This window comes from Nonomuraea fuscirosea (assembly GCF_035917475.1).
Taxonomy (GTDB): Bacteria; Actinomycetota; Actinomycetes; order Streptosporangiales; family Streptosporangiaceae; genus Nonomuraea; species Nonomuraea fuscirosea.
In genome coordinates, this window is record NZ_CP109074.1 from 6,022,245 (window position 1) to 6,037,524 (window position 15,280).

Genomic DNA, 15,280 nt, shown 5'->3' on the forward strand with positions numbered 1-15,280 from the left:
GGGGTCACGGCGACAGGCGGTGCAGGTCGCGGGGGAAGGCGGTGCTCTGACGGACGTTGGCGGCGCCCGTCAGCCGCGCGGTCCACCGCTCCAGCCCCAGCGCGAACCCGCCGTGCGGCGGCATCCCGTACCGGAACGCCTGCAGGTAACCCTCGTACGCCTCCGTACCCTCGCCCCGGTCGGCCAGCGCCCGCACGTAGTCCTCGTACCGGTGCAGCCGCTGCCCGCCCGTGACCAGCTCCATGCCCCTGAACAGCAGGTCGAAGCCGTTGGAGTGACCGGGCCTGGCGGGGTCGGGGTGGGTGTAGAAGGGCCGCTTGGACATGGGGTAGCCGGTGACGAACAGGAACTCCGACCCGTGCTCCCGCCGCGCCCACTCCCCCAGCCACCGCTCCTGCGCGGGCGCCAGGTCGGGCTCGCCGGACGAGGTCAGCCGCTGCGCCTCGGTGAAGTGGACGGCCGGGATCTCGGCGGGCACCACCGGCGGTTCGACGCCGAGCAGGTCGAGCGCGGGGGCGGCGCGGCGGCGTACCGACTCCAGCATGCCCGCCACCACCTCGCGCAGGACCGTCATCACGTCGCGGTGGTCCTCGATGAAGCCCAGCTCCGCGTCCAGGCTGGTGTACTGGGCCAGATGCCGCACCGTGTCGTGCGGCTCCGCGCGGAAGACCGGCCCGACCTCGTAGACCCGCTCGAACACCCCGGTCATCGCCTGCTTGTAGAACTGCGGCGACTGCGCCAGGTAGGCGGGGCGGCCGAAGTAGTCGATGCCGAAGACGTTCGCGCCGGACTCGGTGGCCGACGCGACGATCTTCGGGGTGTGGATCTCGGTGAACCCGAGCCGGTCGAGCGTCTCCCTGAACCCGGCCACGCTCGCGGCCGAGATCTCCAGCGGCGCCCGCAGCAGCGGATGCCGCAGCGCGACCGGCGCGTGGTCGAGGACGGTCGGGAGCGTGGCCCCGACGATCGGCCGGTAGAGGTCGAACGGCGGCGCCGTGCGGGGCTCGGCCAGAACCTCGACCTCCGGCGCGACCAGCTCGTAGCCGCCGGGCGCCTGCGGGCTTGCCGTCACGGTGCCGGTGACCGCGACGACGCTCTCCTCGGCGGGCAGGTCTCGAGCGGGCAAGTCTTGGGCGGGCAGGTCCCCCACGGGCGGGTTCGGGCCGGTCACCGCCTGGGCCAGCCCCGTACGGTCCCTGACGATCAGGAAGGACACGGATTTCAGGTGCCGGCGGCGATGGACCCAACCGGCGATCGTCACTCGTTGCCCGGCGTGCTCAGCGAGCTCCGCCGACATGACACGAGAGATCATCACAGCTCCTTGAGAAGGAAGTGCATGACCCCTTGGGAGTGCGGGGGAGAAGGGAGCTCCCGGTGCCACCGCACTTTCGCCGCCCCGTGCGAGGGCGGCCTCCACGACCCGATGACGGGGGTCAGACCGGCGGGGCATTTCCTCCCCGCGCTCGGGAGTGTCTTCGCCAGCGGGACACGGCGCCGCCTTCGCAGCGTACGGCGGCTCTCTGGGGCCGTGGGCCCCGCTGGTTACTCGTCTCCGTCAACGCGTTGCCGCGGAGCCTATCACTTGTCCTTCTTGGCCCGCTTCTCGCGGATCTTCATCGACACGTCGATCGGGGAGCCGGCGAAACCGAACTCCTCGCGGATGCGCCGCTCGATGAAGCGCCGGTAGGTGTCCTCCAGCCAGCCCGAGGTGAACAGCACGAACTTGGGCGGCTCGATCGACGCCTGCGTGGCGAAGAGGATCTTCGGCTGCTTGCCCCCGCGCACCGGCGGCGGCGTCTGCTGCACCAGCTCGGTCAGGAACGCGTTGAGCCGGGACGTCGGCACCCGCGTGGCCCAGGAGTCGAGCGCCTTCTCCAGTGCCGGGACCAGCCGGTCGACGTGCCGGCCCGTCTTGGCGGAGATGTTGACCCGCAGCGCCCACGGGGTGCGGACGAGCTGGCGGTCGATCTCCTTCTCCAGGTAGTAACGCCGGTCCTCGTCGACCAGGTCCCACTTGTTGAAGGCGACCACCATGGCCCGGCCCGACTCGATCACCAGGCCGATGATGCGCAGGTCCTGCTCGGTGAGCGGCTCGCTGGCGTCGATGAGCACGATCGCCACCTCGGTGCGCTCCAGCGCCGCGCGGGTGCGCATGGCGGCGTAGAAGTCGGCGCCCTGCAGCTCGCGGTCGCGCCGCCGGATGCCGGCGGTGTCGACGAAGCGCCAGGTGCGCCCGCCCAGCTCGATCAGCTCGTCGACCGGGTCGCGGGTGGTGCCCGCCATGGGGTCGACCAGCACCCGCTCCTCGCCGGCGAGCTTGTTGAGCAGCGAGGACTTGCCCACGTTGGGCTTGCCGAGCAGGGCGACGCGGGCCGGCCCGCGCTCGGCCTCGAAGGTGACCTGCGGAGTCTCGGGCAGCGCGTCGAGCATCACGTCGAGCAGGTCGCCGCTGGAGCGGCCGTGCAGGGCGGAGACGGGGAACGGCTCGCCCAGCCCGAGCGACCACAGCGCGGCGGCCTCCAGCTCCAGCTGCTGGTTGTCGACCTTGTTGGCGGCCAGGATGACCGGCTTGCCGGACTGGCGCAGCACCGAGCCCACGATCTCGTCGGCGTCGGTGGCGCCCACGGTGGCGTCGACCACGAACACGATCACGTCGGCCAGCTCGACGGCGACCTGCGCCTGCTCGGCGATGCGCAGGTTCATGCCGGTCGCGTCGGGGTCCCAGCCGCCGGTGTCGACGACGGTGAAGCGGCGGCCGCGCCAGTTGGCGTCGTAGGTGACGCGGTCGCGGGTGACCCCGGGAACGTCTTCCACGACCGCTTCACGGCGGCCGATGATGCGGTTGACGAGCGTGGACTTGCCGACGTTCGGCCGTCCGACGATGGCGACGACCGGCAGCGGCACACTCGGCTCGTGCTCGCCGATCTCAAGGTCGTCGAGGTCAGCCTCGACCCAATCCCCCGTTGTCACGATTTTTCATCCTTTGTGAGTACCGCACCTGAGTTCGGCTCAGGTGCGCTCGTGTATGCGGTCGCTCAAGGACTCGCTTGCCGAGCCCTCTCGCTCCGCGACCAGCCGCAACACCTCGGCGATGACCTCTTCCAGGGTCAGGTCGGAGGTGTCGAGCTCGACGGCGCCCACCGCCATCGAGAGCGGGTCGGTCTTCCGTGTCGAGTCGAGCGCGTCGCGCTTGGCCATGGCCTGCTGCTGCGCCTCCACCGTGGAGCCGGCCAGCTCGGCACTGCGCCTGCGGGCGCGGGCCTCGGGGCTGGCCGTCAGGTAGATCTTGACGGCGGCGTCCGGCCAGACGACCGTGCCGATGTCACGGCCCTCGACCACGATGCCGCCGTCGCCGATGATCTCCCGCTGCAGCGCGACGAGGCGCGCCCGCACCTCGGGCACCGCGGCGACGGCGGAGACCGCGCCGGTGACCTCGGCCTCCCTGATCGGCCCCGCCACGTCGACGCCGTCGACGTGGATCGCGGGGCCGTCGGGGTCGGTGCCGGAGAGCACGGCGGGCTCGCCGCAGCGGGCCGCGACCGCGGCGGGATCGGTCAGATCGACGCCCTGGCGCAGCATCCACCAGGTCATCGCGCGGTACATCGCCCCGGTGTCGAGGTAACGCAGGCCCAACGCGCGGGCCGCCCCGCGCGACACGCTCGACTTACCCGACCCCGAAGGCCCGTCCATCGCGACGACCAGACCGGTCACGGCCTCTCCTTCTTCACGTTTTCCCAACCTGAGAAGGCTACCGCCTCCCGCTCAGTCGGCGATCCAGCTTCCGTGGAAGCCGAGCGGCACGCGGGCGGGCAGGTGGACGGTGGCGACGGGCTCGCCGGTGAAGTCCTGGCCGGCCAGGATCACCAGGTCGGCCGCTCCTCTGGCCGGATTGTTCACGTACGTCATGACGTAGCCGTCGTCCTCCGCCTCCCCCGAGCCGACGAAGACGGGCTCGCCCACGTACGCGCCGCGCCCGAACTGCCGCGACTCCTGCGTGCCCTGCCGCAGGTCGTGCTTGATGAGCGTGTTGTCGAACGTCTCGTCCGGCAGGTCCTCCATCTCGGCGCGGCCGGGGCCGACCACGTCGTGGATGTCGCGGGTGGCGGCGGTGTAGCCGTAACGGTAGGCCCGGCCCGTGCGGCGCTCGTCCATCCGCGGGAACTCCTGCGTCCGGTCGTCGAGCGTGCTGACGCCGACGCGGCCGGTGGTCAGGTCGATCCGCCACCGGTCGAGCGTGGGCATGCCGCCCAGGTCGAGACGGGCGTCCACGAACCCCTTCGGGTAGCTCACCAGGTCGACCACCACCTCGTCGCCGTCGTCATAGGCGTTCAGCGTGTGGAAGACCCAGCAGGACGGCAGGTCGAACCAGCGCAGGTCGCCGCTCTCGCGCGACAGGAGCCCGACGCGGGCGGGGTGGGCCTCGTTCCACGCGTACGGCAGCAGCGTGCCCTTCTCCGCGTGGGGCATGCTGAACGTGACCGGCAGGTCGTAGATGACCACGAACCGCTCGGTGATCGCGAAGTCGTGCACCATGGGCGCGTCGGCGATCGGGATGTCCCTGACCTGCGTCACCGTGCCCTTGGGGTCGAGGACGACGTGCTGGTGGTGGTCCCAGCCGAAGAAGTAGGCCAGCGCGTGCAACTCCCCGCTGACCGGGTCGAGGTGGGTGTGGGCGGCGAACCCGCCCGGCAGCCCGCCGTCGAAGTCGCAGGCGCCGATGGTGTCGAGCTCGTAGCTCAGCTCGTACGGCAGCGGCCCCGCCTCCACGGTCGCGAACGTGCGCCCGGCCAGCCCGATGACGTGGGTGTTGGGCGCGAAGTCCATGCCCCCGTGGACGGGCCCCGGCCGGACGGCCTCGCCGAGCCGCCCGGCGACGGCGGCGTTGCGCACCCAGCGGTTGCGGTACCACTCGGCGCGCCCGTCGCGCAGCCGCACCCCGTGGACCATGCCCTCGCCGAGGAACAGGTGACTGGCGGTGGGGTCGTCGAGGCTGAGCGGGTTGGGGCCGTTGCGCAGGTAACGGCCGTTGAGCTCGGCCGGGATGCGGCCGGTGACCTCCAGGTCGAACGCGGTGACCTCCTCGGTCACCGGGGCGAATCCGTGCTGGAAGGGGGTGGTCGTCATGATGCGTCCTTCTCTGCTGAAGCCAGGAACGGCGTGAGCACCGAGGCGCACAGCAGCCGGTAGCGCTGCTCGGCCTCGCCCTGATCGAAGAAATCCGAGATTTCGAGACTTACGGCGCCGTGCATGGCCATCCACAGCACGTCGGCGATCTCGGCGGCCGTCCCGCCGCGCAGCACGCCGGCCTCCAGGCAGGCGGCCACTCCGCGTACCAGCAGGTCGAACGTGCGCTTGGCCACCCGCACCGACTCCTCGCCGGCCTTGAACCCCGGCATGGCGCCCTGGAACATGACCCGGTAGTAGTCGGGCTCGCTCAGGGCGTAGTCGCGGTAGGCGGCCAGCCCCCCGTGCAGCCGCGCCAGCGGGTCGTCGTGCGCGGGAACCTCCAGCAGCCGCCGCTCGAACCGGGCGAACCCCTCCAGCCAGAGCGCCTCGCTGAGCCCGTCCTTCCCGCCGAAGAGCGTGTAGATCACCTTGGTGGAGCAGCCGACCTCGGCGGAGATCCGCCGCACCGTCAGCGCGCCCGGCCCTTCGCCGACGAGCAGCCGTTTGGCCGCGTCGAGGATGACGTCCCTGACGACGCCCTGCCCCTGCCGCTGGGCCTGCTGATACGCGGTGACCGTCATGCTGGTAACGCCGTTTCTCTCGGGTAACACTGTTACCCCTCCTTTGTACGCCCCCTCCCCCGGCCCGTCAACAGCAGCGGGAGGACTAACGCCGTCCGGCCCGGTTAGTGACACGGTGTGAACGACGGAGCCAGGGTCACGGTGGTCGTGGCCAGCAGGGACAGGGTGCGGACGCTGACCCGTTCGCTCCCCCTGCATCCACGCCCGGTGATCCTGGTGGACAACGGCTCCACCGACGGGACCGCCCGGTTCGTGCACCGCCACTTCCCCGACGTCCACGTGGTCGACGCGGGCCGCAACCTCGGCGCGCCCGCCCGCAACCTCGGCGTCCAGCTGGCCGAGACGCCTTACGTGGCCTTCGCCGACGACGACTCCTGGTGGGCGCCCGGGGCGCTGGAGCGGGCCGCCGACGTGCTGGACGCCCATCCGCGCCTGGCGGTGCTCGGCGCGCGCGTGCTGGTGGGCCCCGAGGAGCGGCTGGATCCCGTGTCCGCGCTGATGCGCGACTCGCCGCTCGGCCTCGAGCCCGACCTGCCGGGGCCGAGCGTGCTGGGGTTCCTGGCGTGCGGGGCGGTGGTGCGCAAGGAGGCGTTCCTGGAGGCGGGCGGCTTCGACGACGTGATCTTCTTCTTCGGCGAGGAGGAACGGCTGGCCCTCGACCTGGCCGCGCGCGGCTGGGGGCTGGCGTACGTGGACTCCGTCGTGGGCCACCACCACCCGTCGCCCGCCAGGGACCATCAGGCCAGGAAGTCGCTGGCCGCCCGCAACGCGCTGCTCACGGCTCTGCTGCGGCGCCCGTGGCCCGTGGTGGCGCGGCGCGCGTTCGAGGCGCTGCGCGGCGGGCCCGCCGGCTGGAAGGGGCTGCGCGCCGCCCTGGGCAGGGCGCCCCGGGCCCTGGCCGAACGCCGTCTGCTGCCCGCCTCGGTGGAACGGGCACGGCGCGCATTGGACACCGGACACACCGTTTCGCGCACGGACGGTTACGTAGCGTGACGGATGGGCAGCAAGCAGGTATGAGCACAGCACCTAACCCGATCGACCTGCAGCGGCACCTGAGCGGGGTCGACTATCCGGCCAGCAAGGAAGACCTCGTCGAGGCCGCGCGCGAGCAGGACGCGGACGACGACATCATCGAGGCCCTTGAGGCCATGCCGGACCGCCAGTACGACGGCCCCAACGCCGTCAGCCAGGCGATCACCAAACGCTGAACCACGCGTAACCACGCTGAACGCGGCGGGCGGGGCCTCCTGGCCCCGCCCGCCGTTCGCCGTTCGCCGTTCCTCAGAGGGTGGCGGTGAGGCGGAACATCCAGACGGGCACCAGGCCCCGCTTGAGCAGCTTGAACGTCGGCATCGCGCTCGCGCACAGCGTCTCCTTGTACCTGATGGCCGCGCGCCCGGTCAGGTACCACCTGCGCGGACTGTCGTCCTGGTGGGTGAACTGGACGACCGCGTCCCGGCGGCCCAGGCTGACGGGCTGATGCACGTAACCGAACCGGAAGGCGGCCGGATCCTTCCCGCGCAGCGTGGCGGCCAGCGAGCCGGCCACGTGCAGCCCCGCCGGGATCCCGCCCTGGCAGGTGCCGTGCATGACCCCGAACTTCTGCGTGATCGCGGCGGCGTCGCCGACGGCGTACACGTCGGGGTGGGAGACCGAGCGCAGCGCGGAGTCCACCACGATCCGGCCCTGCGCGTCCACGGTGAGCCCCGACTCCGCGGCGACGGGCAGCCCCTTGGTGCCGGTGGTCCAGAGGGTGGCGTCGGAGTGGATCAGCTCGCCGCCGTCCAGCTCGACGCCGTCGGGCAGCACCTTGGTGACGTCCGCGCCGGAGCGCACCTCGACGCCGAGCCGCTCCAGGGCCGCGTCCAGGTAGGCGCGGGCACTCGCGCCCATCATCGAGCCTGGCCGGCCCCTGGTCACCAGCACCACCCGCAGGTGCGGGCGGGTCTCGGCCAGCTCGGCCGCCGACTCGACCCCGGTCAGCCCGCCGCCGGCCACGACCACGGTGCCGCGCGTCAGGTCGTCGAGCCGCCGCGAGAGCCGTACGGCGGAGTCGTGGTCGTCATAGGTGTAGGCGTGCTCGTCGACGCCGGGGACGGAGGTGCCGGTGACGGTGCCGAGCGCGTAGACCAGCTTGTCGTAGCCGAGCACCCGCTCGCCGCCGTCCCGGGCGTCGAGGCGCACCTGCCCGCGTACCGGATCGACCGCCGTCACCCGCCCGATCTGCAGCCGGACGCCGCTCCCGGCGAGCAGCTCGGCCAGCGGATGATCGCCGAGCTCCTGCCCGGCGGCCGTCTGGTGCAGGCGCAGCCGCTCGGTGAAGGTCGGCGCGGCGTTCACCAGGGTGACCCTGCCGCCCGTCTTGCGCGTCAGCCGGGCGGCCCTGATGGCCGCCATCATGCCGGTGTAGCCCCCGCCCAGGACCAGGATGTCGCTCATTGTCCTTACCTCCTCGATTCTGACCTGAAGACGGATCGAGGAGGCACGGGCGTGACATCGTCCCGGAGAATCGTCAGGGAACGCTTCCGGCTACGGGGTCGCCGGGGCTACGGGACCTGCCAGCCGCGTTCGCGCAGAGCGTCGGTGAGCGAGGCGGCGGCGTCGGGCTGCACCGCCAGCTCGGCGATGCCCAGGGGCAGGCCCGGCGCGTGTTCGAGGCGCACGTCCTCGACGTTGACGCCGACCTCGTCGCACACCCGGAACAGCCGGGCCAGCTGGCCGGGGCTGTCGCCGATGACCACCTGGACGGCGGCGTAGGAGGAGGCGGGGCCGCCGTGCTTGCCGGGGATGCGGTCGTGGCCCACCACGCCGCGCTTGAGCAGCTGGGTGAGCTCGCCGGTGGCGGTGCCGTCGCCGTCGGCCAGGGCGCGCAGCGCGCTCGCGGCGTCGGCCAGGTCGTTGGCCACCGCCTCCAGCACCTCGGCGACCGGGGAGGCGTTGCCGGACAGGATGCCCAGCCACAGCCCGGGGTCGCTGCCCGCGATCCTGGTGACGTCGCGCACGCCCTGCCCGGCCAGCCCCAGCGCCACGTCCGTGGCGTCGGCCAGGCGGGCGGCGACGGCGGAGGCGGCCACGTGGGGCGCGTGGGAGACCACGGCCACCGCGCGGTCGTGGTCCATCGCGCTCACCTCGACCGCGTTGGCCCCGCACAGGTCGATCAGCCGCAGCACGGCCGCCTTCGCCTCGGGGTCGGCCTCCTCCGTGGGACACAGCGCCCACGGGCGGCCGAGGAACAGGTCGTCACGCGCCGCGCCGGGCCCGGACTTCTCGCGCCCGGCCAGCGGGTGGGAGGCGACGTAGGTGGCCAGGTCACAGCCCAGCTGCGCGGCCCGGTGGATGGGCTCGGCCTTCACGCTGGCGACGTCGGTGTAGAACCGGGCCGCGCCGATCCGCTGCAGCTCCAGCAGCTCGGTGGCCACGTACGCCGGGGGCACCGCGATGATCGCGAGGTCCGCCGGGTCGGTGGCCGCCGTGCCGGGCTGCCAGTCCTCGCCCGCGCCGAGCTCCCGTGCCAGCCGTACGGCTCCGGGGTCGCGGTCGGCGAGCAGCACGCGCACGCCCCGCTTGCGCAGCGCCAGGGCCGCGGAGGTGCCGATGAGACCGGTGCCGACGACGAGCACGGTACGAAGTTCCATCTCGATGTCCTGATTTATCGGGCTATACGGATGTGGAGGGTCGTGCGTCCGGCTGGCCGGTGTTCACTGGGCTATGTCCTGGCGCAAGGCCACCGCCCCGCGCAGATAGACGTGCTGGATCTCCGACCGCGGGCGGTCGGTCTCGATGTGCGCCATCAGGCGTACGACGCGAGGCAGCGCGCCCGGGACGTCGATCTCGGTGCAGCAGATCAGCGGCACGTCGTGGAAGCCCAGCTTACGCGCCGCGAGGGCGGGGAACTCGGAGGTCAGGTCGGGCGTGGCCGTGAACAGCACGCTGATCACGTCGTCCGGGGTCAGCCGGTTACGCTCCATGATCGCGCTGACCAGCTCGGTCGTCCCGGAGATGACCGAGTCGCGGTCGTCGGCGTCCACCTGGATCGCCCCGCGGATCGCCCGCACCATGTGGTTCGTCCCCTCTTATGCCGGAGAGCCCGTGCGGAGGTTCGCACGGGCTCCTGCGTCCGGCCAGATTACAGCTTCACGGCCGCGTACAGCTCGCCGACTTCCTTCAGGCTCAGCGCCCTGACGGTGCCCGGCTTGGTCCGGCCCAGCTTCACCGGCCCGAACTCGATCCTGGCCAGGTCGATCACCCGGTGACCCGCCTCCTCCAGCATCCGCCGGACCACGTGCTTGCGGCCCTCGTGCAGCACCACCTCGACCAGCGCCTGCTGGCCGTGCTCCTGCACGATCGCGAAGGAGTCGGCCCTGGCCAGGCCGTCCTCCAGCTCGATGCCCTGCTTCAGGCGGCGGGCCAGGTCGCGTGGGATCGGCCCCGGCACCTTGGCCCAGTACTTCTTCTGCACGCCGTAGCTCGGGTGCGTCAGCCGGTTGGCCAGCTCGCCGTCGTTGGTGAGCAGCAGCAGGCCCTCGGTCTCGGTGTCGAGCCGCCCGACGTGGAACAGCCGCGGCGCCAGCTCCTCGACGTAGTCGGCCAGGCACGGCCGGCCCTGCGGGTCGTCCATCGTGGAGACCACGCCGATGGGCTTGTTGAGCGCGTAGTAGACCAGGTCGGGGGCGGTCGGGATGCGCTTGCCGTCCACGTGGATGACCTGGGCGGCCGGGTCGACCTTGGCGCCGAACCTCCGTACCACCTGGCCGTTGACGGTGACGCGGCCGTCGCCGATCATCTCCTCGCAGGCCCTGCGGCTGGCCACGCCCGCCTGGGCGAGCACCTTCTGCAGCCGTACGCCGCCCGGCACCTCGGTGGTGTCGCGCTCGTCGGTGTAGCCCTCGGGGTAGAAGTCGTGGTCACGAAGCGGCTGGCGGGCGGCCTTCACCCGGTCGCGCTGCGGGCTGCCGAAGCCGTCGCGACCGCGTGAGGAGCCCTCAGAGCCGTCGCGCCCGCGCGGCGAGCCGCCGTAGCCCTCCCGCCCGCGCCCCGAGCCGCCGAAGCCGTCACGCCCGCGCTGGGAGCCACGGTAACCGTCGCGTCCGCCGCCGCCGAGCGTCTGCACCTCGTCACGGCGGGACGTACGCGCGCCGCGCCCGTCACCACCGCGCCCGCCACCAGCGCGCCTGTCACCGGCGGACCCGTCACCGGGCCTGCCACCGCCATACCTGGCACCGCGCCCGTCGCCGCCGGGCCTGCCGCCGCGGTCGTCGCCGTCGCGCCTGCCGTAGCGGGAGCGGGTCGAGTTCGCGCCCGTGGGAGCGGCGTCCTCACGACGCCCGCTCCGCCCGGCCCTGAACCCAGCGCCACGCTCGTCACGCCCGCTGTCACGTCCGCTGTCACGTCCGCCGTCACGTCCGCTGTCACGCCGGTCGCCACGGGAGTCGCCGTGCCCACCGTCACGCCGGTCGCCGTACCGGTCACCACGGGAGTCGTCCCGTGCGCCGTCACGCCGCTCGGAGCGGAAGTCGCCGCGCTCGCCGTCACGCCCGGCGCCACGGAAGTCACCGCGCCCACCATCACGTGCGGCACCACGGAAGTCGCCGCGGCCACCGTCACCACGTCCGCCGTCACGCCGGTCGCCACGGGAGTCGCCGTACCTGTTGTCCCGGCCCTCGGAGCGGTAGCCGCCCCGGTCGCCGTCGCGGGACCGCTCGTCACGGCCGTACCGGCTCTCACGCCGGTCGTCCCCGCCGCCGAAGCGGCTCTCACGCCGCTCGCCGCCGCCGGAACGGGAGTCACGACCGTCACCGCCACCGGAACGGCCGTCACGGTCGCCACCGCCGAAGCGGCTCGTACCACGGTCACCGCCACCGAAGCGGCTGGTGCCACGGTCGCCACTGCCAAAACGGCTCGCGCCACGGTCGCCACCGGTGGACCGGCTCGTACCACGGTCGCCACCGCCGAAACGGCTCGCGCCGCGGTCACCGCCGGTGGGTCGGCTCTCCCTGCGGTCCGCGCCGCCGAAGCGGTCCTCGCGGTCGCCGCGCGGGGTGCGCTCGTCGCGCTGGAAGCGGCTCTGGCGGTCGCCGTCGCCGTAACGGGCGCGGGATCCGCCGCGGTCGGCGCGGAGGGAGTCGCGCGCGGGCCGGTCACGGAAGTCGTCGCGGCGGGATCCGCCGCGGTTGTCGTCGCCGCCGCGGGATCCGCCGCGGAAGCCGTTGTCGCCGCGGGACGCGCCGCGGGAGTCACTGTCACCGCGGTAGCCACCGCGGGAGTCGTTGTCGCGGCGGAGGCCGCCGCGGTTGTCGTCGGAGCGGAAGGCGGGACGCCCGCCGCGGCCGGAGCCGCCGGTGCGTCCACGACCGCGTCCATCACCGGACGGGGTGCTGCGCCTGTTGATCACTTTGTCGTCTCCTCGAGATTCTCCAAGTCGTCGGGAAGGAAGGGTGCGAGCTCGGGAAGCTCGCTCAGGTCCCGCAGTCCCAGACGTTCAAGGAAGTATGAGCTTGTCCGGTAGAGCACTGCCTGGCTCTCCGGGTCGGAGCCGGCCTCTTCGACCAGTCCCCTGGCGACGAGCGTCCGCATGACGCCGTCGCTGTTGACGCCGCGCACGGCGGCGACTCGGGCGCGGCTCACCGGTTGCCGGTAGGCCACGACCGCTAGTGTCTCCAACGCGGCCTGGGTCAGCCGCGACTGCTGGCCGTCGCGTACGAACCGCTCGACCAGCTGCGCGCAGTCGGCACGGGTGTAGAACCGCCAGCCGCCCGCGACCTCTCGCAAGTCGAAACCCCGCCCCGACGCGGTGTATTCCGCGGCCAGGCCACGCAGAGCGGCACCCACCTCGTGTGTGGGCCGCTCCAGCACCTGCGCGAGGGTCACCTCGGCGACGGGCTCGTCGACTACAAGAAGGATAGCCTCCAACGCCGCCGCAAGCGTCGGCCCACCCTCCGATCCCCCCTCCGCAGCCTGCTCCACCACATCCGACCCCAGCCCACTCCGCCCCGGCGCACCAGCCCCCGGCGCCCCAAACCCCGCCACACCCGGCTCCGAGGCGCCAGCCTCCGGCCCACCTTGCTCGGCCGCACCGGATTTCGAGGCACCGAACCCCGTCACCTTCGACTCCGGCTCGCGCACATCCGGCTCTGGACCATCCGGCTCCGCCGCACCGGACTCCGGCTCACCGTGCTCCACCACGCCAGGCTCCGGCTCACCCTGCTCGGCCGCACCGGATTTCGAGGCGCCAAATCCCGCCACGTCCGGCTCCGGCCCATCCGGCTTCGGCGCACCCTGCTCCACCGCACCCGCCGCAGGCTCGGGCTCGGCGTCGCCCGTCGGCTCGTCCGCCGCATCCGGCTCCGCGGGCCCGGCATCCGCGAGCCGGGAATCCTCCGTGGTCTCCTCGGACGTCGCGCCGTCCCAAGCTCCAAGGCTCGGCATGCCCCCCTCGGAGCCGGAGTCGGAGTCCGTCCCGGCATCCTGAGGCCCCGAGTCCGTCGTGGTCTCCGCGACGGACGCGGTGTTCTCGGCGGGAGCCGTGGCAGGCTGTGCCGGCTCGGCGGGGTCGGGGGCGGTGGAGGTTTCCTCCACCGCGGGCGCGCCCGGTTGCACGAGGGAACCGGGCAAAGTCATCCAGGCGGGCAGCGGCGGGTCGGAGTCGGGTGACCTGCGCGGGTTGGGCAGGGGGTTGTCGTCAGTCATTCGATGGTCTCTCCGCGGATTCCTCGTAGTCGTCGCCCACCGCCACGTCCCCGTCGTCCGTCCCCGTCCAGGTCACGTGCAGATCGCCGAGCGGCTCCACCTGCTCGAACGTCACCGCCGACTCCCGGAACAGCTCCAGCACGGCCAGGAACCGTGCGATGACCTCGAACGTGCCCTCGCAGTCGGACGTCAGCGCCCGGAAGGTGGCCCGCCGGAGCCGGCGCAGGTGCATGACGAGGATCGCCGCCTGCTCCTTGACGCTGGCCAGCGGCTGGTAGATGTGCCCGACGTTGACGGTCGGCGGCAGTTTCGGGGTGAAGGCCTTGGCGGCGATCCTGGCCAGCTGCTCGGGCCCGATGCCGAGGATCAGCTCGGGCAGCAGGTTGGCGAACTGCTCCTCCATCGGCACGGTACGCGGGAAGCGCAGCGCCTCCGCCGCCATCCGCCCGGCGAAGATCTTGGCCACTTCCTTGTACGCCTTGTACTGCAGCAGCCGGGCGAACAGCAGGTCCCTGGCCTCCAGCAGCGCCAGGTCCTCCTCGTCCTCGACCTCGCCCGACGGCAGCAGCCTGGCCGCCTTGAGGTCGAGCAGGGTGGCCGCCACCAGCAGGAAGTGGCTGGTCTGGTCGAGGTCCCACTCGGGCCCCTTGGCCCGGATGTAGGCGATGAACTCGTCGGTGACCTTGGAGAGCGAGACCTCGGTGATGTCCAGCTTGTGTTTGGCGATGAGGCCGAGGAGCAGATCGAACGGGCCCTCGAAGACGTCCAGGTGGACCTGGAAGCCTCCAGGTGTGCTCTGCTCTTCGGTCACCTGGCCATTGTGGCAGGCGCCGGCCAGCGCGAGAGCACCTCGCGGGCCAGCTCACGATAGGCGTTGGCGCCGAGGGACGACGGGTCGAACGTGGTGATGGGCTCGCCGGCCACGGTGGCGTCCGGGAAGCGCACGGTGCGGTTGATGACGGTGTGGAACACCTTGTCGCCGAACGCCTCCACCACCCGGGCCAGCACCTCGCGCCCATGGAGGGTGCGGGCGTCGTACATGGTGGCGAGCAGGCCCTCGATCTCGAGGTCCTCGTTGAGCCGCTCCTGCACCTTGGAGATGGTGTCCATGAGCAGCGCCACGCCGCGCAGGGCGAAGAACTCGCACTCCAGCGGCACCATCACGCCGTGCGCGCAGGTCAGCGCGTTGATGGTGAGCAGGCCCAGCGAAGGCTGGCAGTCGATGAGGCACACGTCGTAGTGCGGCAGCAGCGGCTTGATCACGCGCCCGAGCACCTGCTCGCGGGCCACCTCGGTGACGAGCTGGACTTCGGCGGCGGACAGGTCGATGTTGCTCGGCAGCAGGTCGAGCCCCTCGACGCCGGTTTCGAGCAGCACGTCCTCGGCGGTGACGCCGCGCTCCATGAGCAGGTTGTAGACGGTCAGGTCGAGCTGGAGCGGGTTGATGCCCAGGCCGACCGACAGCGCCCCCTGCGGGTCGAAGTCGACGAGCAGCACCTTGAGACCGCATTCGACCAGGGCGGCACCCAGGTTGATGGTGGTCGTGGTCTTGCCGACGCCACCCTTCTGGTTGACCATCGCGACCACGCGCGCCGGGCCGTGCACCGCCGGTGGCACCGGCTCGGGGAACACGGGTCTGGGCCGCTGCGTGGGGCCCAGGTTGACGCCGTTGGAAGGCGCGTTGGTCTTCGTGTCGCCCCAGGGGTTGTCGGGGGTCCCCGGGGTCGAACCCTTGGTCGTCACAGTCACCAGCTCGAACCTCCCTGACGATCCCGAACCGGACCGTCCGGACGGACACTATGGCGTCACCACTTAACGCGGCAAGGCGGCACGCCGAGGGTGGCGCA

14 protein-coding genes are annotated in these 15,280 nt (G+C 72.2%); 2 read left to right on the forward strand and 12 right to left on the reverse strand.

Annotated features, from left to right (window positions below; genetic code table 11):
• Positions 1 to 4: 4 nt before the first annotated feature.
• The 5 genes from aspS to OIE67_RS27490 all read right to left on the reverse strand — a co-directional run bounded on the left by aspS (position 5) and on the right by OIE67_RS27490 (position 5,747).
• Entirely contained in the window at positions 5 to 1,312 is a 1,308-nt protein-coding gene (gene aspS, locus OIE67_RS27470; protein ID WP_326625796.1) for an aspartate--tRNA(Asn) ligase, read from the reverse strand.
• 266 nt (positions 1,313 to 1,578) lie between these two features.
• Complete coding sequence (der, locus tag OIE67_RS27475) at positions 1,579 to 2,970, reverse strand: ribosome biogenesis GTPase Der (protein WP_106244789.1); 1,392 nt, start codon at positions 2,968 to 2,970, stop codon at positions 1,579 to 1,581.
• A 39-nt stretch (positions 2,971 to 3,009) separates the two neighbouring features.
• Complete coding sequence (gene cmk, locus OIE67_RS27480; protein WP_326625800.1) at positions 3,010 to 3,711, reverse strand: (d)CMP kinase; 702 nt, start codon at positions 3,709 to 3,711, stop codon at positions 3,010 to 3,012.
• A 51-nt stretch (positions 3,712 to 3,762) separates the two neighbouring features.
• On the reverse strand, positions 3,763 to 5,124 hold the full coding sequence (locus OIE67_RS27485) for a carotenoid oxygenase family protein (protein ID WP_326625802.1): 1,362 nt from the start codon (positions 5,122 to 5,124) through the stop codon (positions 3,763 to 3,765).
• Positions 5,121 to 5,747 carry a TetR/AcrR family transcriptional regulator gene (locus OIE67_RS27490; protein ID WP_326625803.1) on the reverse strand — a complete coding sequence of 209 codons (627 nt, stop codon included), beginning with the start codon at positions 5,745 to 5,747 and terminating at the stop codon, positions 5,121 to 5,123. Before OIE67_RS27490 ends, OIE67_RS27485 begins: the two co-directional genes overlap by 4 nt.
• A 117-nt stretch (positions 5,748 to 5,864) precedes the next feature.
• Between OIE67_RS27490 and OIE67_RS27495 the strand changes: the two genes are divergently transcribed.
• Together OIE67_RS27495 and OIE67_RS27500 are read left to right on the forward strand one after the other, a co-directional pair.
• The gene (locus OIE67_RS27495; RefSeq protein WP_326625805.1) at positions 5,865 to 6,740 is read left to right on the forward strand and encodes a glycosyltransferase family 2 protein; all 876 of its coding nucleotides are present in this window, start codon (positions 5,865 to 5,867) and stop codon (positions 6,738 to 6,740) included.
• A gap of 20 nt (positions 6,741 to 6,760) precedes the next feature.
• Entirely contained in the window at positions 6,761 to 6,955 is a 195-nt protein-coding gene (locus OIE67_RS27500) for a DUF2795 domain-containing protein (protein ID WP_106244783.1), read from the forward strand.
• A gap of 73 nt (positions 6,956 to 7,028) precedes the next feature.
• On the opposite strand, the gene OIE67_RS27505 is transcribed toward OIE67_RS27500, so the two are convergent.
• The 7 genes from OIE67_RS27505 to OIE67_RS27535 all read right to left on the reverse strand — a co-directional run bounded on the left by OIE67_RS27505 (position 7,029) and on the right by OIE67_RS27535 (position 15,176).
• Positions 7,029 to 8,186 carry an NAD(P)/FAD-dependent oxidoreductase gene (locus OIE67_RS27505; protein WP_326625809.1) on the reverse strand — a complete coding sequence of 386 codons (1,158 nt, stop codon included), beginning with the start codon at positions 8,184 to 8,186 and terminating at the stop codon, positions 7,029 to 7,031.
• A 107-nt stretch (positions 8,187 to 8,293) separates the two neighbouring features.
• Positions 8,294 to 9,382 (reverse strand): prephenate dehydrogenase, encoded by a 1,089-nt coding sequence (locus OIE67_RS27510; protein WP_106244780.1) that lies wholly within the window; start codon positions 9,380 to 9,382, stop codon positions 8,294 to 8,296.
• A gap of 63 nt (positions 9,383 to 9,445) precedes the next feature.
• Positions 9,446 to 9,805, reverse strand: a complete 360-nt coding sequence (aroH, locus tag OIE67_RS27515; RefSeq protein WP_106244778.1) for a chorismate mutase — start codon at positions 9,803 to 9,805, stop codon at positions 9,446 to 9,448.
• A 68-nt stretch (positions 9,806 to 9,873) separates the two neighbouring features.
• A complete protein-coding gene (locus OIE67_RS27520) occupies positions 9,874 to 12,138 on the reverse strand; it encodes a pseudouridine synthase (protein ID WP_326625814.1) in 2,265 nt (754 codons plus the stop codon).
• Positions 12,135 to 12,725: an SMC-Scp complex subunit ScpB gene (gene scpB / locus OIE67_RS27525; protein ID WP_407674913.1), complete on the reverse strand. Its 591-nt coding sequence runs from the start codon at positions 12,723 to 12,725 to the stop codon at positions 12,135 to 12,137. The genes OIE67_RS27520 and scpB overlap by 4 nt, the downstream gene beginning before the upstream one ends.
• 700 nt (positions 12,726 to 13,425) lie before the next feature.
• Complete coding sequence (locus OIE67_RS27530; protein WP_326625816.1) at positions 13,426 to 14,244, reverse strand: segregation and condensation protein A; 819 nt, start codon at positions 14,242 to 14,244, stop codon at positions 13,426 to 13,428.
• Positions 14,241 to 15,176 (reverse strand): ParA family protein, encoded by a 936-nt coding sequence (locus OIE67_RS27535; RefSeq protein WP_393269013.1) that lies wholly within the window; start codon positions 15,174 to 15,176, stop codon positions 14,241 to 14,243. Before OIE67_RS27535 ends, OIE67_RS27530 begins: the two co-directional genes overlap by 4 nt.
• Between the last annotated feature and the right edge of the window lie 104 nt (positions 15,177 to 15,280).

What these genes read in the sequence shown, in the direction of transcription:
- aspS (WP_326625796.1), bottom strand. Translation starts at nt 1,312, where the DNA reads ATGATCTCTCGTGTCATGTCGGCGGAGCTCGCTGAGCACGCCGGGCAA.
- OIE67_RS27485 (WP_326625802.1), bottom strand. Translation starts at nt 5,124, where the DNA reads ATGACGACCACCCCCTTCCAGCACGGATTCGCCCCGGTGACCGAGGAG.
- OIE67_RS27490 (WP_326625803.1), bottom strand. Translation starts at nt 5,747, where the DNA reads ATGACGGTCACCGCGTATCAGCAGGCCCAGCGGCAGGGGCAGGGCGTC.
- OIE67_RS27500 (WP_106244783.1), top strand. Translation starts at nt 6,761, where the DNA reads ATGAGCACAGCACCTAACCCGATCGACCTGCAGCGGCACCTGAGCGGG.
- OIE67_RS27505 (WP_326625809.1), bottom strand. Translation starts at nt 8,186, where the DNA reads ATGAGCGACATCCTGGTCCTGGGCGGGGGCTACACCGGCATGATGGCG.
- OIE67_RS27510 (WP_106244780.1), bottom strand. Translation starts at nt 9,382, where the DNA reads ATGGAACTTCGTACCGTGCTCGTCGTCGGCACCGGTCTCATCGGCACC.
- aroH (WP_106244778.1), bottom strand. Translation starts at nt 9,805, where the DNA reads ATGGTGCGGGCGATCCGCGGGGCGATCCAGGTGGACGCCGACGACCGC.